The 20,831-nt window shown below is 60.9% G+C and carries 19 protein-coding genes and 1 other RNA gene; 17 read left to right on the forward strand and 3 right to left on the reverse strand.

Annotation, left to right across the window (positions count from 1 at the left end; translation table 11 throughout):
• The 3 genes from ACZ25R_RS08760 to ACZ25R_RS08770 all read right to left on the reverse strand — a co-directional run bounded on the left by ACZ25R_RS08760 (window position 1) and on the right by ACZ25R_RS08770 (window position 2,747).
• Window positions 1–1,692: an MFS transporter gene (locus ACZ25R_RS08760; protein ID WP_472460739.1), complete on the reverse strand. Its 1,692-nt coding sequence runs from the start codon at window positions 1,690–1,692 to the stop codon at window positions 1–3.
• Window positions 1,689–2,132 (reverse strand): MarR family winged helix-turn-helix transcriptional regulator, encoded by a 444-nt coding sequence (locus tag ACZ25R_RS08765; RefSeq protein ID WP_223612719.1) that lies wholly within the window; start codon window positions 2,130–2,132, stop codon window positions 1,689–1,691. Before ACZ25R_RS08765 ends, ACZ25R_RS08760 begins: the two co-directional genes overlap by 4 nt.
• Window positions 2,133–2,240: 108 nt before the next feature.
• Complete coding sequence (locus ACZ25R_RS08770) at window positions 2,241–2,747, reverse strand: GNAT family N-acetyltransferase (RefSeq protein WP_472460740.1); 507 nt, start codon at window positions 2,745–2,747, stop codon at window positions 2,241–2,243.
• A 212-nt stretch (window positions 2,748–2,959) separates the two neighbouring features.
• Here ACZ25R_RS08770 and ACZ25R_RS08775 point away from each other — a divergent pair, with 212 nt between their 5' ends.
• The 17 genes from ACZ25R_RS08775 (at window position 2,960) to murB (ending at window position 20,749) form a co-directional block, all read left to right on the forward strand.
• The gene (locus tag ACZ25R_RS08775; RefSeq protein WP_288192394.1) at window positions 2,960–3,349 is read left to right on the forward strand and encodes a hypothetical protein; all 390 of its coding nucleotides are present in this window, start codon (window positions 2,960–2,962) and stop codon (window positions 3,347–3,349) included.
• Window positions 3,350–3,480: 131 nt separating this feature from the next.
• Window positions 3,481–4,200 carry a J domain-containing protein gene (locus ACZ25R_RS08780; RefSeq protein WP_223612722.1) on the forward strand — a complete coding sequence of 240 codons (720 nt, stop codon included), beginning with the start codon at window positions 3,481–3,483 and terminating at the stop codon, window positions 4,198–4,200.
• On the forward strand, window positions 4,187–4,951 hold the full coding sequence (locus ACZ25R_RS08785; RefSeq protein ID WP_464661240.1) for an N-acetylmuramoyl-L-alanine amidase: 765 nt from the start codon (window positions 4,187–4,189) through the stop codon (window positions 4,949–4,951). The genes ACZ25R_RS08780 and ACZ25R_RS08785 overlap by 14 nt, the downstream gene beginning before the upstream one ends.
• 213 nt (window positions 4,952–5,164) lie before the next feature.
• The gene (locus ACZ25R_RS08790; RefSeq protein WP_472460741.1) at window positions 5,165–5,887 is read left to right on the forward strand and encodes a lytic transglycosylase domain-containing protein; all 723 of its coding nucleotides are present in this window, start codon (window positions 5,165–5,167) and stop codon (window positions 5,885–5,887) included.
• Window positions 5,888–5,979: 92 nt separating this feature from the next.
• Window positions 5,980–6,411: RNase P RNA component class A (gene rnpB / locus ACZ25R_RS08795), an RNA gene on the forward strand.
• Window positions 6,412–6,918: 507 nt separating this feature from the next.
• On the forward strand, window positions 6,919–7,383 hold the full coding sequence (gene mraZ / locus ACZ25R_RS08800; RefSeq protein WP_463012101.1) for a division/cell wall cluster transcriptional repressor MraZ: 465 nt from the start codon (window positions 6,919–6,921) through the stop codon (window positions 7,381–7,383).
• A complete protein-coding gene (rsmH, locus tag ACZ25R_RS08805; protein WP_403176967.1) occupies window positions 7,383–8,390 on the forward strand; it encodes a 16S rRNA (cytosine(1402)-N(4))-methyltransferase RsmH in 1,008 nt (335 codons plus the stop codon). The genes mraZ and rsmH overlap by 1 nt, the downstream gene beginning before the upstream one ends.
• Before the next feature lie 3 nt (window positions 8,391–8,393).
• A complete protein-coding gene (gene ftsL, locus ACZ25R_RS08810; protein ID WP_288192400.1) occupies window positions 8,394–8,834 on the forward strand; it encodes a cell division protein FtsL in 441 nt (146 codons plus the stop codon).
• A 64-nt stretch (window positions 8,835–8,898) separates the two neighbouring features.
• Window positions 8,899–10,560 carry a peptidoglycan D,D-transpeptidase FtsI family protein gene (locus ACZ25R_RS08815; RefSeq protein WP_288192470.1) on the forward strand — a complete coding sequence of 554 codons (1,662 nt, stop codon included), beginning with the start codon at window positions 8,899–8,901 and terminating at the stop codon, window positions 10,558–10,560.
• A gap of 13 nt (window positions 10,561–10,573) precedes the next feature.
• The gene (locus ACZ25R_RS08820) at window positions 10,574–12,043 is read left to right on the forward strand and encodes a UDP-N-acetylmuramoyl-L-alanyl-D-glutamate--2,6-diaminopimelate ligase (protein WP_403176960.1); all 1,470 of its coding nucleotides are present in this window, start codon (window positions 10,574–10,576) and stop codon (window positions 12,041–12,043) included.
• Window positions 12,040–13,473 carry a UDP-N-acetylmuramoylalanyl-D-glutamyl-2,6-diaminopimelate--D-alanyl-D-alanine ligase gene (locus ACZ25R_RS08825; protein ID WP_223612729.1) on the forward strand — a complete coding sequence of 478 codons (1,434 nt, stop codon included), beginning with the start codon at window positions 12,040–12,042 and terminating at the stop codon, window positions 13,471–13,473. The genes ACZ25R_RS08820 and ACZ25R_RS08825 overlap by 4 nt, the downstream gene beginning before the upstream one ends.
• A 25-nt stretch (window positions 13,474–13,498) precedes the next feature.
• Window positions 13,499–14,581: a phospho-N-acetylmuramoyl-pentapeptide-transferase gene (gene mraY, locus ACZ25R_RS08830; RefSeq protein WP_105732193.1), complete on the forward strand. Its 1,083-nt coding sequence runs from the start codon at window positions 13,499–13,501 to the stop codon at window positions 14,579–14,581.
• A gap of 10 nt (window positions 14,582–14,591) precedes the next feature.
• A complete protein-coding gene (gene murD, locus ACZ25R_RS08835; RefSeq protein WP_472460742.1) occupies window positions 14,592–15,992 on the forward strand; it encodes a UDP-N-acetylmuramoyl-L-alanine--D-glutamate ligase in 1,401 nt (466 codons plus the stop codon).
• Window positions 15,992–17,149 carry a putative lipid II flippase FtsW gene (gene ftsW / locus ACZ25R_RS08840; RefSeq protein WP_105732195.1) on the forward strand — a complete coding sequence of 386 codons (1,158 nt, stop codon included), beginning with the start codon at window positions 15,992–15,994 and terminating at the stop codon, window positions 17,147–17,149. Before murD ends, ftsW begins: the two co-directional genes overlap by 1 nt.
• 7 nt (window positions 17,150–17,156) lie before the next feature.
• Window positions 17,157–18,266 carry an undecaprenyldiphospho-muramoylpentapeptide beta-N-acetylglucosaminyltransferase gene (murG, locus tag ACZ25R_RS08845; RefSeq protein WP_472460743.1) on the forward strand — a complete coding sequence of 370 codons (1,110 nt, stop codon included), beginning with the start codon at window positions 17,157–17,159 and terminating at the stop codon, window positions 18,264–18,266.
• Between the two features lie 51 nt (window positions 18,267–18,317).
• The gene (gene murC, locus ACZ25R_RS08850) at window positions 18,318–19,718 is read left to right on the forward strand and encodes a UDP-N-acetylmuramate--L-alanine ligase (RefSeq protein WP_464661236.1); all 1,401 of its coding nucleotides are present in this window, start codon (window positions 18,318–18,320) and stop codon (window positions 19,716–19,718) included.
• A 56-nt stretch (window positions 19,719–19,774) separates the two neighbouring features.
• Window positions 19,775–20,749 (forward strand): UDP-N-acetylmuramate dehydrogenase, encoded by a 975-nt coding sequence (gene murB / locus ACZ25R_RS08855; RefSeq protein WP_472460744.1) that lies wholly within the window; start codon window positions 19,775–19,777, stop codon window positions 20,747–20,749.
• The last annotated feature ends 82 nt before the right edge of the window (window positions 20,750–20,831 follow it).

Raw genomic sequence — 20,831 nt, forward strand, 5'->3', positions numbered from 1 at the left:
TTATGAACTTGGTTGGGCGATTTCGCCGGTCACGCGCGGAGCCATGAATTTTCCGGCGGCATAGCGAAAGCCGACATGGGTGAGAAGAGCGACGAGGGCAAAGAACGAGATCGCCGCAATGAGGAAGAATGCGTCGTTATAGGCAAGGATATTGGCTTCACGCGTCGTCTGCAGCGACAGGAGCGCGATCCCTTCGGCATTGAGCAGTGCCTTGTCGGTGATGACCCGGCCATAGCCGTTCGCCAGTTGCGTGACACGCTGGGCGACGAGCGGGTCGGACAGGACGATATGTTCCGCCAGCACGTTGGAGTGGAATTTCTCGCGGATCGTGACGAAGCTGCCGAAGACGGCGCTTCCGAGCAGTCCGCCGAGGCTTTGTGTCGCCAGGAACACGATGATGAAATTGAGGATATAGCTCGGGCCCCGTTTCAGGGCGGAGGTGAGGCCGGCCGACATGGCGGGCGGCAGGAATATAGCCGTGGCCGCCGCGATCAGCGCCTGGCTCAGATACATGTTGTCGGGGCGCGTCAGGTTTGTCGCCTGGCTGTCCATGTAGGAACCGACGATCAGGAAGACCAGTGCCACCGCATGGATGGCAGGGCCGCGTTCCGGCTTCATCACCGCGGCGCAGCACAGGCCTGCCACGATCATCGACACCATCATCACCCCATAGAGCGCGGCGATCTGCTCGTTCAGCAATCCCAGGTTCTGGAAGAAATTGGTGGCGACGGTGGATTGCTCGGAAACGATCAGCCGGAACAGCAGGATCGTCCCCGCCAGATGCAGCATTTCCCGGCTGGCGATCCAGCGGATGTCGAGCAGGGGCTTTTCCCGGTTGAGTTCGATGACGACCGCCGTGGTGACCGTGATGACGGCAATGGCGAGAAGAATGCCGAGCCATGGCGCTTCCGCCCACCAGTAGAGGCGCCCGGTCACGAGCACGACGGCGGTACAGCCAAAGCCGATGGCAATCAGCAGATAGCTCACGATGTCGAGCTTTTCGATGACTTTGGCGCGCGGCACGGGTGTGAGCGGCAGCAGGTAGATCGTGGCGAAGGCGATGAAGGCAAGCGATATCTCGAACATGTAGAGACCCTGCCATTGGCCGAATTCCAAAAGGGTGGGCGACAGCAGGCGGGCGAGCGGCGAGGCGAGCGAGATGTTGGTGAGGACGAGGCACACGGCGACGGTGAGTTTGCGCGCCGGCGGAAAGGCCTCCAGCATGTAGAGGAAAGCGAGGCTCGACATGGGCGATGCGGCAACGCCGCCGAAAAAGCGGATGATGATGGCCGATTGCAGGTCGGTGACGAACAGGTGCATCAGCGAGACGAGAACGAAACCGGCAATGCTCAGTTCGGCAAAGTTGCGCAAGCCATACTGGTTGCGGATTTTGATCAGTGCGACGGAAAGGCTGACATTCGGCGCCATGTAGGCGGCGATCAGCCATGTGGTTTCGGTATTGGTTGCGCCGAGATAGCCCTGGATCTGCGCCACATTGGTGGCGATGAGGTTCATGCCCAGCCCCTGCGTGAGGGAGAGCAGCGTCGAGGCGGCGATATAGATGGCGGAGCGGTAAGGGCTGATGGCGGGCGGTGGGGCTGGCGGCGTTGCAGCGGGCAGCACCGCTTCCTCCGGCGGTTCCGGTTGCAGCTTCAGCGGGTCATACCCGACGAATTCTGCCTCGCGGATCATCCGTTCTGATCCTTGTCCATGTCGCCGATGTTGCGGTTGATGGCACGCATGACCTCAAGTCCGGCAACAAGCGCCGTCTCGTCCACGCCATTCAGAAACTCTGCGCGCAGTTCCTGCGCCAGCTGGCTGACCTCGCTGGCCAGTTCCGCACCCAGCGGTGTCATGACGATCTGCTTGGCACGGCGGTCGCCGTCCACGGAGCGCCGTTCGATAAAGCCCTGCTTTTCCAGGCCGTCGAGCAGCCGCACCATAGTGGGCGTTTCGATTTCCAATTCCTCCGCCAGATCCTTCTGGCTGAGAATTTCCATGCGGTCGAGCAGCATCATGGTCCGGGCGCGCGCAAAGGTAAGACCGCGCTGCTTGACCCGCGCATCGAACAATGTGCGGATCTTGCGGCTGACTTTCGAAAGCTCGTCAATATAGGTATCGCGGGGCGTCATCGGGGTCATATCATAGCCAGACAATAAGTAGTGTGCTAATTATTATCTAGCGACATAAACCAAATCCGTTTCATTTTCAAGATGGCGTGACGATTTTTGCCGGCGGTGTCAGCGCAAATCGAGCCGCAGCAATTCATCATCGTAGGATTGGCCGTCGATGCGCAGGGCATCCTTTTCCAAGCCGAAAACCGTGAAGCCCAATCCAAGATAGAGTGTGCGGGCGGGCAGGTTGGCTGCCATGACCGTTGCGTGCAGCGTGTCGACCTGATCCCGGGCATGGCAGATGACCGCCAGGGTCAGCTTCCTGCCAAGATCGTGGCCGCGCCAGTCCGCATGAACGAAAACGCCCCACAAGAGGCCCTTGTGCTTCTGTTTGACCTTGGCCGTCGTCGCGAAGCCTGCCATGCCGACCAGTTCGGTCCCGGCAAAGGCACCGAACACGGCATTGGGCCTGCCGTCGAGCATGCGCTCAATCTCGGCGGGCGTGCGGCCGACCTCATCCTCGTAGCTCGAGCCGAAACTTTCGGGTGTGCTCTGAAGGCCATGCAGGCGCAGGGCCTGGAAGGCGGCGGCATCGTGCGCCGTCAGGACACGAATCAAAGGGGAAGGGGACATGCGGGGCACTCTGGTGGCGTGGGATCGGATAGGGCAAGTTTTGCAAAAGAACAGGCTTGGCACAACCCGCCGGAAACGCCGGGTTTCCTGCCCGTTTTGCTGCTCTCCGATGAAAAGTTAACCGAACTTTAAAACAAGACCCAACTTTGCCTCAATTGAGGTAAGATAACTGCGTGAGGGACGTATTTGGTTGAAACGGAGAGGGTATACCCATGAACAGCAAATTACTTATTTCACTTGGTATGGTTTCGCTTCTTGCACTGACCGCTTGCGGCAAGAAGGAAGAGGAAAAGAAGGCTCCGGCAGCGACCGAACAGCCTGCTGCAACACCGGCCAAGCCTGCCGCTCCGGCAACGCCGTCCACAACGCAGGCTCCGGCAACACCCGCAGCGCCAGCAGCGCCGATGAATGCGGCGGATACTCTGAAGAAGCTGAAAGAGCAGGCTGCGACCATGACGGCTGAGCAGAAACAGGCTGCTGTCGCGACCGCCCGCAAGGCTGCCGAAGATGCGGCCAAGGCTGCCGGCCAGACGGCCGACCAGATCAAGGCCGCTGCGGATGCTGCAGAAAAAGTCATGAAGGACACGCTCGGCGTTCAGTAAGAGCCGCTATCCCCGATAAGAATGGCCGGCTTCGCGCCGGCCATTCCATTTTGACAGGTGCGGCAACCGGTCTGCCCGGCTTGTTCCAGATGGCTCTCGCAATTGCGAAAGAATTTGAATAAAACAGTACCATGTCAATCTGGCGCCGTATCAGCGACTTCATTACCAGCACTGCCATCGATGCTTTCTCCAGCATCATCGAAGCCGTGCGCACGGCCTTCGAGGGAGACCCCGAAACCCGCAGGCGTGTCGCGTTCTCCATCGCCATGATTGCGCTTTCGGCCAAAATGGCCAAGGCCGACGGTGTCGTCACCGAAGTCGAGGTCAAGGCATTTCACGAGATCTTCCATGTTCCGCCCCGCTACCAGGATCAGGTGACCCGGCTCTACAATCTCGCCAAGCAGGATGTGGCGGGTTACGAGACCTATGCGGCGCAACTGGCCTCCCTGTGCGGCACCGGCAAGCCGAACTGCAAGATGCTGGAAGATATTCTCGATGGCCTTTTCCACATCGCCAAGGCTGACGGCTCGCTGCATGACAAGGAACTGATCTTCCTGGGCACGGTCGCCGAGATTTTCGCGCTCGATGAAGAGCAGTTCGACAGCATTCTGGCGCGGCATGTCGGGCGGGGACAGGCGGACCCGTTTGTGGTTCTCGGTCTGGCGCGGGATGTCAGTTTCGAAGACGCACGCAAGCGCTACAGGGCGCTGGTGCGGGAAAATCATCCGGACATGCTGATCGCCCGCGGCGTGCCGGAGGAATTCGTCGCTATTGCCAATCAGCGCATTGCCGCTATCAATGCGGCCTGGGAAAAAGTCGAAAAAGATTTGAAGGCATATGAACGCGTTTAAACCGGACCATTTACGCGCGGAAGTGCATCCCTCACCGAATTTTGGCCCGCGCAAGGACGGCAAGCATCCGTCCTATCTCGTCCTGCATTATACCGGCATGGAAACCGGGGAGGCGGCCGAGGGCTGGCTGACCAATCCGCAAAGCGAAGTTTCCGCCCACTACGTCGTGCACGAGGACGGGCGCATCGTTCAGCTCGTGCCGGAAAGCCAGCGCGCCTGGCATGCCGGACAAAGCTCCTGGAAGGGCGAGACGGATATCAATTCCCGCTCCATCGGCATCGAGATCGTCAATGGCGGACCGCTGCTGAATTTCCCCGATTTCGGCGATGCGCAGATCGATGCGGTGATCGACCTGTGCAAGGGGATCGTGTCGCGCCACAAGATGCGCCCGGAAAACGTGCTTGCCCACTCCGATATCGCGCCCGCGCGCAAGATCGATCCCGGTGAAAAATTCCCGTGGCCCGTTCTCTACAATTCCGGCGTGGGGCACTGGGTACAGCCATCACCGATCCGCGGCGGACGCTTCTTTTCCCTCGGCGACCAGGGCCAGCCGGTCGAGGCATTGCAGAGCATGCTGGCGCTCTACGGCTATGATGTGCCTATCGACAGTGTGTTCGGACGGTCGACAGAATTAGGCATTTTAGCGTTCCAGCGCCATTTTCGCCCGGAAAAAGTCGACGGAGTCGCCGACATGTCAACCATCGAAACCCTGCATCGGGTACTTTCCGCACTTCCCGCGCTTCATGCTTAACTCTCTGTAAAAAAACGCTTTCCCGGCGTTTATTTGTGCACTGCAACCTATATATTTCAATGTGTTACACTTTGTTATTTGGCCGACCCATATTCGGCTGCATTGGACCGTCACATCCTTGGACATTGTTCCGGTAATGCCCTTTTAGATTTTTGGCGCGGAACGGGGTCCGGCAGTGCGCTCGTATTGCCCAAGCGATTTAGACGGAAAACGATGACAAAAAAATTTGGTATGATTCTCGCCCTTGTTGGGGCGACGGCCTTCTTTGGCGCAAATTCAGCATACAGCAGTCCGGCAGAGCCGACAAACCTGATGGACTACCTCAAGGCCAAGCGGGCCGCAGCGGAAAAGGATAAAGAAGGCGGGAAATCCGCCAAGACTGCCCAGACAGCAAGCAAGGGTAAAAAGAGCGTCGTAAAGACCCATGCCAGCAGGAAGACCCTGGCGTCATCCAAGCGTCCGGTTGTCGAAACCAAGGTCCGGCTCAGAACCAAGGTGCGCCACAGGAATCTCGCCAATGTCGACACGATGACGACGGGCAGCATCCCCTCCGCCGCCGGATCGATGAAGTATACGACGATCATCAATTCCTACGCCGCGTCCTACGGTGTCCCGGCTTCCCTCGCCAATGCCGTGGTCCGGGTGGAAAGCAACTACCGCGCCGACATGACTGGCAGCGCCGGCGAAATCGGCCTGATGCAGATCAAGCTCGAAACGGCGCGCGGCCTTGGCTATACCGGCACCCGCCAGGCGCTCTACAATCCCGAAACCAATATCCGCTGGGGCATGAAATATCTGGCCGGGGCACACAAGCTCGGCAACGGCACGACCTGCGGTACCATCCTGCGCTACAATGCCGGCCATGGCGCAACGCGCATGAACCCGGTCTCGGCCAACTACTGCGCCAAGGTGAAGATGGAAATGGCTTCCAACTAAACCGTTGGAGATCGTTACAAAGATGAGGGCCGGATAACCAATCCGGCCTTTTTCATTTGCGTTTTTGCTGCGAAACCCTTTTATACGCTTCGTCAGCTGGCCGGGCAGCCGCGCATGTCAGAAGCCGAAAGGCGGCATGTGAGGAAAGTCCGGGCTCCAGGGAAACACGGTGCCGGATAACGTCCGGCGGGGGCGACCCCAGGGAAAGTGCCACAGAAAGGAAACCGCCCCGTCTTTCGTTGCGCCGGATCATTGCCGGTTGGGCGCAAGGAATGACGGGGTAAGGGTGAAAGGGTGGGGTAAGAGCCCACCGCGTTGCTGGTAACAGGAACGGCAAGGTAAACCCCACCGGGAGCAAAACCGAATAGGGACGGCGTGTCAGGCGAAAGCCTGGCGATCAGTTTCCGGTCAGTCGTCCGGGTAGGTTGCAGGAGGCGGATGGCAACATCCGTCCAAGATGAATGGCTGCCGCGCCGGATGCAAGTCCGGCCATACAGAACCCGGCTTACAGGCCAGCTGACACTTCATCCTTCTTACGGTTGCACGCGACTGCAGATGCATCGTGCGTGGTTCGACAAGCTCACCATGAGGAAAGATGAGGATTGCAGGAAGCCAAGTTCTGCGATCTTTCCGATTGGGCTTGTCACCAAATCACTTCCCTCATGGTGCGCTTGTCGAACCACGCACGACGCCTCCGCAAAGGCTTCAATCATACCGCCCAACCGGTTTCCTAACCGTTCATTAAGCTTAATGAGCCATAAATTCAGAATCGCCGGAAGTGCGTCTGATTGCAGGCTTGCTCCCACCATGTGTTCTCTAATCCCATTGACGCCCATAGTGCCCCATGATATCGATTGGTTTCATCAGTAGCGTTCAGTCGACACGGTGTTTCCCGACATTGGATTTGGCATGCCAGGGCTTGCATTCGGCCCGTTCGGCCAATGCTTCCGCGGCTATTGATGGGGCTCCCAGGGGTGGAGCAGGGGTAGAAATGAAACAGGCCTTCGTGGCGGAAACGGCGGTGTTGCGTTTTGAACCGGTTCCTCGGACATGTAACGAACAGGATCGATGCGAAGGGACGGGTTTCCGTACCGGCGCATTTCCGTTCGATCATCCAGCAGGCCGGCCACACGGAACTGTACGCCCTGCGTTCGCTGCATTTTCCTGCCCTCGATGCGGGCGGACCGGATCTGCTGACGCGCTTCGACAAGCGGCTGGAGAGCGAGGATCCCTTCGCCGAAATGGCAGACGATATGTCTTTCTACCTGCATGCGGATGGCGGCTTTCTCAAGCTGGACGCGGATGGACGGATCACGGTGACGGATTTCCTGCGCGAGCATACGGGCATCACGACCGATGTGACCTTTGCGGGGGCGAACACGCATTTTCAGATGTGGCAGCCGGAGCAGTTCGAAACGCATCGGGCAAAGGTACGTCAACGCCTGATGGAGCGGCGGCGGCTGGAAAATCTGGACAATCAGACAGGAAACAGGTGATGGCGGGTGCGGGCGGTCAGGATGAAGCGCGCCACATACCCGTCTTGCTCGATGAAGTCATCGCCGCACTGAAGCCTGGTCCCGGTCAATTGATTATCGACGGTACGTTCGGTGCAGGTGGTTATACCCGCCGTATTCTCGATACCGGCGCATCGGTGACGGCTATCGACCGCGATCCCTCGGCCATCGAAGCCGGGCGGGCGCTGGAAAAGGCCCATGCGGGCCGCCTCACGCTCGTGCAGGGCACTTTCTCGACACTGGATCAGGTTGCATTGCTGGGTGCTCCCGATGGCATCGTGCTCGACATCGGCGTGTCCTCCATGCAGATCGACGAGGCCGAGCGCGGCTTTTCCTTCCAGAAGGACGGTCCGCTCGACATGCGCATGTCAAGTTCAGGGCCAAGCGCCGCCGACGTGGTCAACCGCCTCAAGACGGGCGATCTTGCCCGCATCTTCAATTTCCTCGGCGAGGAGCGCCATGCGGGCCGCATCGCGCGCATGATCGAAAAGCGCCGCACCACCGAGCCGTTTCACCGCACCCGCGATCTGGCCAATGCCATCGAGGCGCTGGTCGGGCGCAATCCGAAGATTCCGATCCATCCGGCGACGCGCGTGTTTCAGGCGCTGCGCATTTTCGTCAATGACGAACTGGGCGAACTGGTCCGCGCGCTGCATGCGGCCGAGCGGGCGCTCAAGCCGGGCGGCCGCCTGGTTGTCGTGACCTTCCATTCGCTCGAGGACCGCATCGTCAAGCGCTTCTTCAACGACCGCGCCGGTTCGAGCGGCGGTTCGCGCCATCTGCCGCAGGTGCAGGTGCGTCTGGCAAGCTTCACCCCCATCGGCAAGGGCGTGGTTGCGCCGACCGAGGCGGAGACGGAAAGCAATCCGCGTGCGCGCTCGGCCAAGCTGCGTGCTGCGATCCGCACCGAAAACCCGCCGCTGGCTGAAGATCATTCGATCTACGGCCTGCCCAATCTTCCGCATTTTCATGAAACGGCGAGGAGCTGATCCATGCTGCGCACCTTCGACATCATATTGATCGGGCTGATGATCGCAGCGGCCGGCATCACCTATAAAATCAAGCACGATGCTGAAAAGCAGATGACGGAAGTGCACAAGATCCAGCGGATGATCGCCGACGAGAAGGATACGATTGACCTCCTGAAGGCCGACTGGAGCCTGCTGACGCAGCCCAACCGCCTGCAGAAGCTGGTTGCCTCCTTCCAGGGCCAGCTCAACCTGCAGCCGGTCGAGGCGCAGCAGATCGCCAACATCAACGAGATTCCGAAAGCCAAGCCCGCCGCCGAAAAGATCGATGACGTCGCCAACCTCATCACCGAAGCCGATGCGGGGCCTGCCGTGAAAAAGACCGATACGATCAAGACCGGCAGCGTGCGCAGGGCAACCGTTGCGGCCGTCCCCGGCGCGAAACCGAAGGGGGCTGCGCATTAAGATGGGCATCTGGATCAAGCGGAAAACAGCGCAGCTGGAAAACGGAACGGCACCGGCATTCGAAATGGATGCGCGCAAGAAGAAGACGGGCAATCGCGCACGCAACCGCGTGATGATGGCCATGATCTGCTTTATCGGCATTTATGGCGTCATCAGCGGACGTCTGATTTTCTACGGGATGCAGGAAGATACCACCGGCTATAACGGTCCGACCGGCACCGTTCTGGCCTCGCGTCCGGATATTCTCGACCGCAACGGCGAAGTGCTGGCAACCGATATCAAGACCGCATCGCTCTATGCCGAGCCGCGCAAGATCATCGATCCCGATGAGGCCTATGAACTGCTGTCGACCGTCCTGCCGGATCTCAACTTCGAACAGACCTACAGCCGCCTGAAGAGCGGCGCAGGCTTTGCCTGGCTGAAGCGCGGCCTGACACCGCAGCAGAAGAGCCAGATCATGGCGCTCGGCATTCCCGGCATCGGCTTCCGCACGGAGAAATCACGCTTCTATCCCGGTGGCCCAACGGCGTCGCATATCCTTGGTCTCGTCAATATCGACAATCAGGGCATTGCCGGCATGGAGAAGTACATCGACTCGCAGGGGCTGTCGGACCTGCGCGATGTCGGCCTAGCCGACGGCCGTTCGCTGGCGCCGGTGCGCCTGTCGATCGATCTGCGCGTCCAGCACGTGGTGCGCGACGTCGTGGTCAATGCGATGCAGAAATACCGCGCCATTGCGGCGGGTGCCGTTGTTCTCAACGTCAATACCGGCGAAGTGATGGCCATGGCCTCGGCGCCGGATTTTGATCCGAACAACCCGTTCAATGCGCTCGACAAGGACCACCTCAACCGCATGTCCGCCGGTCTCTACGAGATGGGCTCGACGATCAAGAGCTTCACCACCGCCATGTCGCTCGACCATGGGGCGACGCTGAACACGACCTATGATGCGACACGCCCGATCACCATCGGCCGCCAGACGATCCACGATTTCCACGGCAAAGCGCGTGTGCTGACCCTGCCGGAAGTTTTTGTCTTCTCCTCCAACATCGGCTCAGCACGGGAAGCCGATGCGGTGGGCATCGAAAATCACCGGGCGTTCCTGACGCGTCTCGGCCTGCTCGATCCGATGAAGACGGAACTGCCGGAGGTCGCCAAGCCCTATTCGCCGAAAGTGTGGAAGAAGGTGAATTCGATCACGATCTCCTTCGGCCACGGCATGGCCACGACACCGCTGCAGACGGCGGTCGGCGCCGCGGCGCTGGTCAATGGCGGCAGGCTGATCGAACCGACTTTCCTGCCGCGTACGCTGGAACAGGCACAGACCATGGCCGAACAGGTCATCAAGCCGAAAACCAGCGATGACATGCGCTATCTCTACAAGCTCAACGGCGATACCGGCTCGGGCCGCAACGCCAACGTCAAGGGCTACCGCGTTGGCGGCAAGACGGGTACGGCGGACAAGGTCGTCAATGGCCGCTATGCCAAGGATCTGCGGTTCAACGCCTTCGTGGCGGCCTTTCCGATCGAAAAACCGGAATATGTCGTTTTGACCATTATCGACGAACCAAAGCCTGCCGAAGGGCAGAGCAGCGGTATCGCAGCCTTCAACGCGGCACCCATGGTGGCGGAAATTATCCGCAGATCCGCATCGTTTCTCGGGGTAAAGCCCGATTTCGGCCAACAAGTCGCGCCATTGCAGGTTTCCTACGACAGTGATGAGTAAAGCAGATTCGGTCATGAAACTGAAAGAATTGAACGGCATACCTGCCCTGGCAATCTCCGAATTCGGGGAAACGACGATCAATGGCCTGACTTCCGATTCGCGTGAGGTCAAGCCCGGTTTCCTCTTCGCGGCCCTGAAAGGCTCGAAGGCGGACGGCAGCGTTTATGCTGCGGACGCGGCAAAACGCGGCGCTGCGATCATCGTTGCCGCCAGCGATTCCAAGCTGAGCAACGTCTCCGCCCCGATCATCTATGTGGACGATCCGCGCCGTGCGCTCGCGCTTGCGGCTGCCAGCTTCTACCGGGTGCAGCCCGATGTGATGGTCGCCATCACCGGCACCAGCGGCAAGACATCGGTGGCATCCTTCACCCGCCAGATCTGGGCCAATGCCGGTTTCGCCTCGGCCAGCATCGGCACGACAGGCGTGGTTTCGCCGACGCGCAATGATTACGGTTCATTGACCACGCCTGATCCCGTCGAACTGCACAAGCTGCTGAGCGAACTGGTCGAAGAGGGTGTCACCCATGCGGCCATGGAAGCCTCGTCGCATGGCCTTGACCAGCGCCGCCTCGATGGTGTGAAGCTGTCGGCCGGTGCTTTCACCAATCTTGGCCGCGACCACATGGATTATCATCCGACGGTTGAGGAATATCACGCCGCCAAACTGCGTCTGTTCAGGGAACTGCTGCCGAAGGGCGCGCCTGCCGTCATTTTTGCTGACGATCCCTTTTCCAAGCCGACCATTGCGGCGGCCACCGAAGCCGGTTGCAAGGTGCTGACGGTCGGCCGCAAGGGCGAATTCATCACGCTGAAGCGTGTTGAGCATGAGCGGTTCCGCCAGCATGTGGAAGTGCAGATTGCCGGCGAGATCTTTGAGATCACCCTGCCGCTGGCGGGCGATTTTCAGGTGGCCAATGGTCTTGTGGCCGCGGGGCTTGCGATTGCAACAGGCGTTCCCGCCGCTGCGGCCATGCGCGGCCTCGAGCGGCTGAAGGGCGCGCCTGGACGGCTCGATCTTGTCGGTGCGACGGAAGAGGGGGCGCCCGCCTATGTCGATTACGCCCACAAGCCCGATGCGCTGGAGAATGTGCTCACCTCGGTCCGTCCCTTCACGACAGGTCGCGTCATCGTGGTGTTCGGCTGCGGCGGCGACCGCGACAAGGGCAAGCGCCCGATGATGGGCGAAATCGCTACCCGCCTTGCCGATGTCGTCATCGTGACCGATGACAACCCGCGCTCGGAAGTTCCCGCCACCATCCGCGCTGAAATTCTCGCCGCCGCTCCCGGCGCGCAGGAGATCGGCGACCGGCATGAGGCGATCCGCGTGGCGGTTGCCATGATGAAATCCGGCGATACGCTGATTGTCGCGGGCAAGGGCCACGAAGAAGGCCAGACCGTCGGGACCGTCGTGCTGCCGTTCTCCGATCACACGGAAGTTGCCCAGGCCCTGAAGGACCGTCTGGCCCGGGAGCGCAATCCATGAGTTTGCTCTGGACCTCCGAAGCCATGATTGAGGCCATGAACGGCCGTCCGGTTGGCGCGCTGCCCGAAGGCATTACCGGGATTTCCATCGATACGCGCACCCTGCGCAAGGGTGAGGCGTTTTTCGCCATCAAGGGCGATGCACTCGACGGGCATGATTTTGCCACGGCGGCGGTGGCTGCCGGTGCGGCGCTGCTCGTGGTTGCGGAAGTGAAGCTGCCCGCGCTCGGCAAACTCAAGACCCCAATGATCGTAGTCGATGACGTGCTGGCAGCCATGACGCGGCTCGGCCTTGCGGCGCGCGAACGCTCCCATGCCCAGATCATCGCCGTGACCGGTTCCGTCGGCAAGACGACCACCAAGGAAGCGCTGCGGCACGTCCTGGCGGATTCGGGCAAGGTTCATGCATCGGTTGCCTCGTTCAATAATCACTGGGGTGTGCCGCTGACGCTCGCCCGCATGCCCGAGGACACGGATTACGGCGTTTTTGAAATCGGCATGAACCATGCGGACGAGATTCGTCCGCTGGTGAAAATGGTTCGCCCGCATGTGGCGATCGTCACGCTGATCGCTCCGGCGCATCTTGGCCATTTCAAGAACCTGCAGGAAATCGCGACGGCAAAAGCCGAGATTTTTGAAGGGCTTGTGCCCGGCGGCTATGCCTTGCTCAATCGCGACGACAAGCACTACAAGCTTCTGGAAACGCTGGCGCGCAATGCCGGCGTCGAGCACATCAAGAGTTTTGGTGAGAATGCCCGGGCGGATTATCGCCTGCGCGCGCTCAAGCTGCACGATGCCTGCTCCTGCATGACCGTGCGGCTCGCTGGTTCCGAAGCCGTCGTCAAGGTCGGCGCGCCGGGCAGGCACATCGTGCAGAACGTGCTGGCGGTGCTCGGCGCGGCGCATCTGACAGGCGCCGACATGACCAAGGTCACGCTGGCGCTGGCATCGCTGCGGCCGGAAAGCGGGCGCGGTGCACGCCACCTGCTCGAAATCGGCAATGGCACGTTCACGCTCATCGATGAGAGCTACAACGCCAATCCGGCTTCGGTGCGCGCGTCGATAGAGCTTCTGGCTGCCGCCGTGCCCACGGGCAAGGGGCGCCGCATTGCCGTGCTCGGCGACATGCTGGAACTCGGCAAGCAGGCGCCGAAGCTGCATGCGGACCTGGCACCGGTGATCACGGCCAATCATATCAACATGGTTTTTCTCGGCGGACCTGAAATGGCGGCGCTTAAAGCGGCCTTGCCGGTTGAATTTCACGCCGAATACAGGCAGAGCGTCGACGAATTGCAGTCAAATCTGCTGAACACGATCAGGGCCGGTGATGTGATCATGATCAAATCATCGAAAGGAATCGGTTTTGTCCGGATCGTCAAGGCAATCCTACAGAAGTACAACGCCGTGGAGCCCGCCGGTCCTGCCGAGTGAGCTTACGGGGATGGGGACATAGTCTATGCTTTATTATCTGGCCGGTCTGGCGGAACATATCCAATTTCTGAACGTGTTCCGCTACATCACGTTCAGGACCGGCGGCGCGCTGATCACCTCGGCGCTGATCGTGTTTCTGTTCGGTCCCCGCATCATCGACTCCCTGCGCGTCCGGCAGGGCCGCGGCCAGCCGATCCGCGCGGACGGCCCGCAAACCCACTTCAAGAAGGCCGGGACGCCGACCATGGGCGGCCTGATGATCATGACCGGTATCCTGATCTCGTCGCTGCTCTGGGCCAACTGGTCCAACATCTATGTCTGGGTCGTGCTTCTGGTTGCCGTGAGCTTCGGGGCCATCGGCTTTTACGATGATTATCTCAAGGTCAGCAAACAGTCGTTCAAGGGCTTTTCCGCCCGCGCGCGCCTCGGCATCGAGTTCCTCGTCGCCGCGCTGGCCGGTCTTGCCATCATGTGGGCGGGGCAGGAACCGTTCTCTTCGTCCTTGACCTTCCCCTTTGCCAAGCAGCTGATCCTCAATCTCGGCATTTTCTTCGTTCCCTTTGCCGCTTTCGTCATGGTCGGCGCGGGCAATGCCGTCAATTTCACCGACGGTCTCGATGGTCTTGCCACCGTTCCGGTGATGATCGCCGCCGCCTCGTTCGGGGTGATCGCCTATCTCGCGGGTAATGCGATCTTTGCCGATTACCTGCAGATCCATTTCACACCCGGCACGGGTGAACTTGCCGTGGTTCTCGGCGCTGTCATTGGCGCGGGTCTCGGTTTTCTCTGGTTCAACGCGCCGCCCGCCGCCATTTTCATGGGTGATACCGGGTCGCTGGCGCTGGGCGGCCTCATCGGTGCCGTCGCCGTTGCCACCAAGCACGAAATCGTTCTGGCCATCATCGGCGGCGTCTTCGTCATGGAAGCCATGTCGGTCATCATCCAGGTCACCTCGTTCAAGCTGACGGGAAAACGCGTGTTCCTGATGGCGCCGATCCACCATCATTTCGAAAAGAAGGGCTGGACCGAGAGCCAGGTCGTGATCCGTTTCTGGATCATCGCCGTCATTCTCGCGCTGATCGGCCTTTCCACACTCAAGCTCAGATAAGGCCAGTTGCATGATCGCTGCCCACTCCATGCAGGACAAGACCGTCGCGCTCTTCGGGCTCGGCGGTTCGGGTATTGCGACGGCAAAGGCGATTGTCGCTGGCGGGGCGCGGGTCATTGCCTGGGACGATAATCCTGAAAGCGTTGCGCGGGCGCAAGGCGCCGGCATCGAAACCAGTGACCTGCGTCTCGTCGACTGGAAGCAGTTTTCCTCCTTCGTTCTGTCGCCCGGCGTGCCGCTGACCCATCCGCGTCCGCACTGGACGGTGGATCTGGCCCGCGCCGCGGGCGTTGAAATCATCGGCGATGTCGAACTCTTCGTGCGCGAGCGCAATCTGGCGGGAAAGAACAGCCCGTTCATCGCCATCACCGGCACCAACGGCAAGTCGACGACGACGGCGCTGATCGCGCATATCATCAGGGCGTCGGGCCGTGACATGCAGCTGGGCGGTAATATCGGCACCGCCGTCATGACGCTGGAACCGCCGGCGGATGGGCGCCACTATGTCGTGGAATGCTCGTCCTACCAGATCGATCTTGCACCGTCGATCAATCCGACCGCCGGTATCCTTCTGAACCTGACGCCGGATCATCTCGACCGGCATGGCACCATGCAGCACTATGCCGAGATCAAGGAACGGCTGGTGGCGGGCAGCGAGACGGCGATTGTCGGTGTCGATGACAGTTTCTGCGCGGCGATTGCCGACCGGCTGGAGCGTGCGGGCAAACCGGTGATCCGCATTTCCAAGCGCCTGCCTATCCCGAACGGCTATTTCGCCGACGGCGCGACGCTGTATCTCGCTGAAAGCGGCGCGAAAACTGCCGTCGCCTCGCTGCAGGGCATCGGGTCGCTGCGCGGCGAACACAATGCGCAGAACGCGTTGGCAGCCTTTGCCGCCTGCCGTTCCGTCGGCCTCTCGGCGGATGAGATCAATGCGGGCCTCAAAACCTTTCCCGGCCTCGCGCACCGCATGGAGCAGGTGGCGCGGCAGGGCAGGACGCTGTTCGTCAACGATTCCAAGGCGACCAATGCGGATGCGGCCGCGCCCGCGCTGTCGTCCTTCCCGCGCATCTACTGGATTGCCGGCGGCCTGCCCAAGGAAGGTGGCATTGCCTCGCTAGCCGGGTTTTTCCCGCGTATCGCCAAGGCCTATCTGATCGGCGAGGCGGCACCGCAGTTTGCGGCAACGCTGGGCGAGGCGGCGCCGTATGAAATTTCAGGCACGATCGCCGCCGCTGTGGAACACGCCGCGCGCGATGCGGCCGGCGACGGATCGCAGGAAGCTGTGGTCCTGCTGTCGCCTGCCTGTGCCAGTTTCGACCAGTTTCAGAATTTTGAAAAACGCGGCGAGGCCTTCCGCTCCGCCGTATTGGCGCTTGCGGGCGCATCACCTATCCAGGGAGCGAATTGATGGTAAGCCGCATTGACCGTGGACCCGTAGCCGACTGGTGGTGGACGATTGATCGTTTCCTTTTGGCAGCCTGTCTCAGCCTGATGGGACTGGGCATCCTGCTTTCGTTTGCCGCAAGCCCCGCCGTTGCCGAGCGCATCGGCCTTGAGAGTTTTTACTTCGTCAAGCACCAGTCGATGTTCATGGTGCCTGCAGTGTTCGTCATGTTCGCCGTGTCGTTCATGGCACCACGCACCATCCGGCGCTTTGCCATCATCCTGCTCGGTCTTTCCATGCTGGCGATGGTTGGCGCCCTGTTCTTCGGCATCGAAGTCAAGGGCGCGCGCCGCTGGGTGTCGCTGGCGGGCATCTCCATCCAGCCATCCGAATTCATGAAACCGGCTTTCGTCATTGTCTGCGCCTGGCTGTTTTCCGAGAATGAGCGGCGCAAGGATATTCCCGGCAACTTCTTCTCCATGGTGCTGTTCGGCGTTGTCGCGGCACTGCTGGTGGCACAGCCCGACCTTGGCCAGACCATTCTGACCGCCATCACCTGGGGTGCCATGTTCTTCATGGCCGGTGTGCCGTGGCTGTGGATCATCAGCCTTGGCGTTCTCGGCGTTGCCGGTTTCTTCGGCGCCTACACGATCTTCCCGCACGTGGCGGGCCGCATCGACCGTTTCATGACCGGCGAAGGCGATACGTTCCAGGTGGATGCCGGGCGCGAGGCGATCATTCGCGGCGGCTGGCTCGGGCAGGGTCCGGGCGAAGGCACCATCAAGCGCATCATCCCCGACAGCCACACGGACTTCATCTTCTCGGTGACCGCCGAGGAGTATGGCATCGCGCTCTGCCTGCTGATCGTGCTGATCTTCGCCTTCATCGTCATTCGCGGCCTGTCGATCGCGCTGAAGGAGCGGGACGATTTCACCCGCCTTGCCGTCTCCGGCCTCGTCATCCTGTTCGGCTTCCAGTCGATCATCAACATTTCGGTGAACCTGCACCTGATGCCCGCAAAGGGCATGACGCTGCCGTTCATCTCCTATGGCGGCTCGTCGCTCATCTCGGTGGCAATTTCGACGGGACTGCTGCTGGCGCTGACAAGGCGCAGACCCGAGGGCAGGCGGTCGGCGACGCTGGCAAACACGAAAACGCCGTCACTGGCCAACGCTATCTGAGGGACTGATGTCGAAGGGGATTATTGTTCTGTGTGCCGGGGGCACGGGCGGGCACCTGTTTCCGGCGGAAGCGCTGGCGCATGCGCTGATCGAACGCGGCTGGGATATCCATCTGGCAACCGATGACCGCGCCGAACGGTTCGCCGGGAGCTTTCCGGCCAAGGAAATCCATGTGGTGCGCTCGGCCACCATCGGCGGACGCAACCCGATTTCTCTCGTCCGCACCTTCTGGACGCTTTGGCAGGGCAATCTCGATTCCCGCAAACTGTTCCGGCGCCTGAAGCCGAAAATGGTGGCGGGCTTCGGCGGCTACCCCACGCTGCCGCCGCTTTATGCGGCGACGGCGCTGAAAATCCCGACGCTCATCCACGAACAGAATGCCGTGATGGGCCGTGCCAACAAGGCGCTTGCTGCCCGCGTCAATGCCATTGCCGGCGGGTTCCTGCCGCAGGGCGAAGGCCCCTATGCCGGCAAGATCGTGGTGACGGGCAATCCGGTCCGCCCGGCCGTGCTGGCGGAAGTCGGCAAGGCCTACAAGGCGTCGCAGGCGCACCAGCCGTTTCATTTTCTGGTGTTCGGCGGCAGTCAGGGCGCCTCGTACTTTTCAACTGCCATCCCCGCTGCCATCCAGCTTCTGTCGCCGGAGGACCGGGCCCGTCTGGTGCTGACGCAGCAGGCCCGCGCCGAGGACGAGGCACAGGTGCGCGCCGCCTATCAGGCCATGGGTGTGAAGGCCGAGGTCGCGCCGTTCTTCAAGGATATGCCGCGGCGCATTTCCGATGCGCATTTCGTCATGTCGCGTTCCGGCGCCTCGACCGTGTCGGAAATCGCCGCCATCGGCCGCCCGGCCATTTTGGTTCCCTTCCCGCATGCGCTTGACCATGATCAGGCGGCCAATGCCGCTGCCTTGCAGGCCGCGGGCGGAGCCGATGTCATCAAGCAGTCGGAATTGTCGCCGGAGCGGATCGCCCATATCCTGACCAGCGCCATGCACGAACCAACGCGGCTGGCATTTATTGCGGAAAAAGCCCGCTCGACGGGCAAGCCGGACGCTGCAAGGTTGCTTGCCGACCTCACAGAGGCTATTGCATCCGGCCAATCCCTTACGGTGAGATGAGTTCGCTATGACCTCGTCTCCTTCTGAAGTTTTCAAAAAAGGAGTGCGTCCATGAAGATGCCGCTCAACATCGGCCTTGTTCATTTCATCGGTATCGGCGGTATCGGCATGAGCGGCATTGCCGAAGTCCTGCACAATCTCGGCTACAAGGTCCAGGGTTCCGATCAGGCGGACAGCGCCAATGTGCAGCGTCTGCGTGACAAGGGGATCGAGGTCTTTGTCGGACACGATGCGGACAATCTCGGTGACGCCGAGGTTATCGTGGTGTCGACAGCGATCAAGAAGAGCAATCCGGAACTCGTTGCCGCGCGCGAAAAACTTTTGCCCATCGTGCGCCGGGCGGAAATGCTGGCGGAACTCATGCGCTTCCGTCAGGCGGTCGCCATTGGCGGCACGCACGGCAAGACCACGACCACCTCGATGGTGGCAACGCTGCTCGATGCGGGCAATCTCGATCCGACCGTCATCAATGGCGGCATCATCAATGCCTATGGCACCAATGCCCGCATGGGCGCGGGCGAATGGATGGTGGTGGAAGCCGACGAGAGCGACGGCACCTTCCTGAAGCTGCCTGCCGATATCGCCGTGGTCACCAATATCGATCCGGAGCATCTCGATCACTACGGTACGTTCGACCGGGTGCGCGAAGCCTTCCGGCAGTTCGTCGAGAACGTGCCGTTCTACGGCTTCGGCGTCATGTGCCTCGACCATCCGGAAGTGCAGTCGCTGGTGTCGCGCATCGAGGACCGCCGCGTTATCACCTATGGTGAAAACCCGCAGGCGGACGTGCGTTTCGTCAATCTCGTGGTCGATGGTCCGACCTCGCAGTTCGACGTGCAGATTGCCAAGCGCAAGACCGGCGAGACCACCGAGATCAAGGGCCTGCGGCTGCCGATGCCCGGCAGGCACAACGTGTCGAACGCGACAGCGGCGATTGCCGTGGCGCATGAACTCGGCATTTCCGCCGAGGATATCAAGAAGGGCTTGTCGTCTTTCGGCGGCGTGAAGCGGCGCTTTACCCATACCGGTTCGTGGAAGGGCGTCGATGTGTTCGACGATTACGGCCACCATCCGGTCGAGATCAAGGCCGTGCTGAAGGCCGCGCGCGATTCCGCCAAGGGCCGGGTGATCGCCATCGTCCAGCCGCATCGCTTTACCCGTCTGGCGAGCCTCTTTGACGAGTTTGCTGCGTGCTTCAACGATGCCGATACCGTGATCGTCGCGCCGGTCTATACCGCTGGCGAAGACCCGATCGAGGGCGTCACATCGGAAGCGCTGGTGTCCCGCATCAGGACGGCGGCGCACCGCGACGCGCGCTATATCCAGGGTCCGCAGGACATCGCGCCCTTGATCGCCACCATCGCCAAGCCCGACGATTTCGTGGTTTTCCTGGGTGCCGGCAACATCACCCAATGGGCATATGCCTTGCCAAAGGAGCTGGCAGCGCTTTAGATTTTGCGGTTGCGTGACGCTGCTGTGCTTCACGCCAAGACTGCTGGAAGGATATCATGTCTTCAAGGATTGACGGCGAGGCCCTGCTTGGCAAGCTGGGGGATCGTTTCTCGGGGCTGCGCGGGCGGCTGACGCCCAATATGGGCATGGAAAAGGTGACCTGGTTCCGCGCCGGCGGCCCGGCGGAAGTCATGTTCCAGCCTGCCGACGAGGAAGACCTCGCAGCCTTCCTGCAGGCCGTTCCCGAAGAATATCCGATCCTTGTCGTGGGCATCGGTTCCAACCTTCTGGTGCGTGACGGCGGCGTGCCCGGTTTTGTCGTGCGCCTCTCCGCCAAGGGCTTCGGCGATGTCGAGCGCGTCGGCGATACGCAGTTGCGGGCCGGTGCCGCGACGCCGGACAAGCGGCTTGCCGCAGCGGCGCTCGAGGCGAAGATCGCCGGTTTCCATTTCTACCACGGCATTCCCGGCGGGCTGGGCGGCGCGCTGCGCATGAACGCCGGTGCCAACGGGGTCGAGACGCGTGAGCGGGTGGTCGAGGTGCGGGCGCTCGACCGCAGGGGCAATGTGCATATCCTGTCCAATGCCGACATGGGTTATGCCTATCGCCATTGCGGCGCAGCCGGCGACCTGATCTTCACCTCCGCATTGCTGGAGGGAACACCCGGCGAAACCCATGCCATTCAGGCGGCGATGCATGCGGTGCAGCAGCATCGCGAAACCGTGCAGCCGATCCGCGAGAAGACCGGCGGCTCGACCTTCAAGAACCCGGAAGGCACATCCGCCTGGAAGGAAATCGACGCGGCGGGCGGTCGCGGCCTGATGATCGGCGGTGCACAGATGTCGCCGATGCACTGCAATTTCATGATCAATACCGGCACGGCCAGCGGTCATGACCTTGAAACCCTCGGCGAGACGATCCGCTCGCTCGTGCTGCAAAACTCCGGCATCCATCTGCACTGGGAAATCAAGCGTCTGGGGCTTTTCCGTCCCGGCCAGGAAGTGCAGGAGTATATGGGGCAGCTTTTGTAGCAAAAACCGAAATTTTTTTACGTTGAATCAGAGGCGCGTTTGCCTCTGATTTTGTTTCCGAAATCGAATCGCAAACACTTTT

Source organism: Phyllobacterium sp. RCAM01083, from assembly GCF_055685835.1.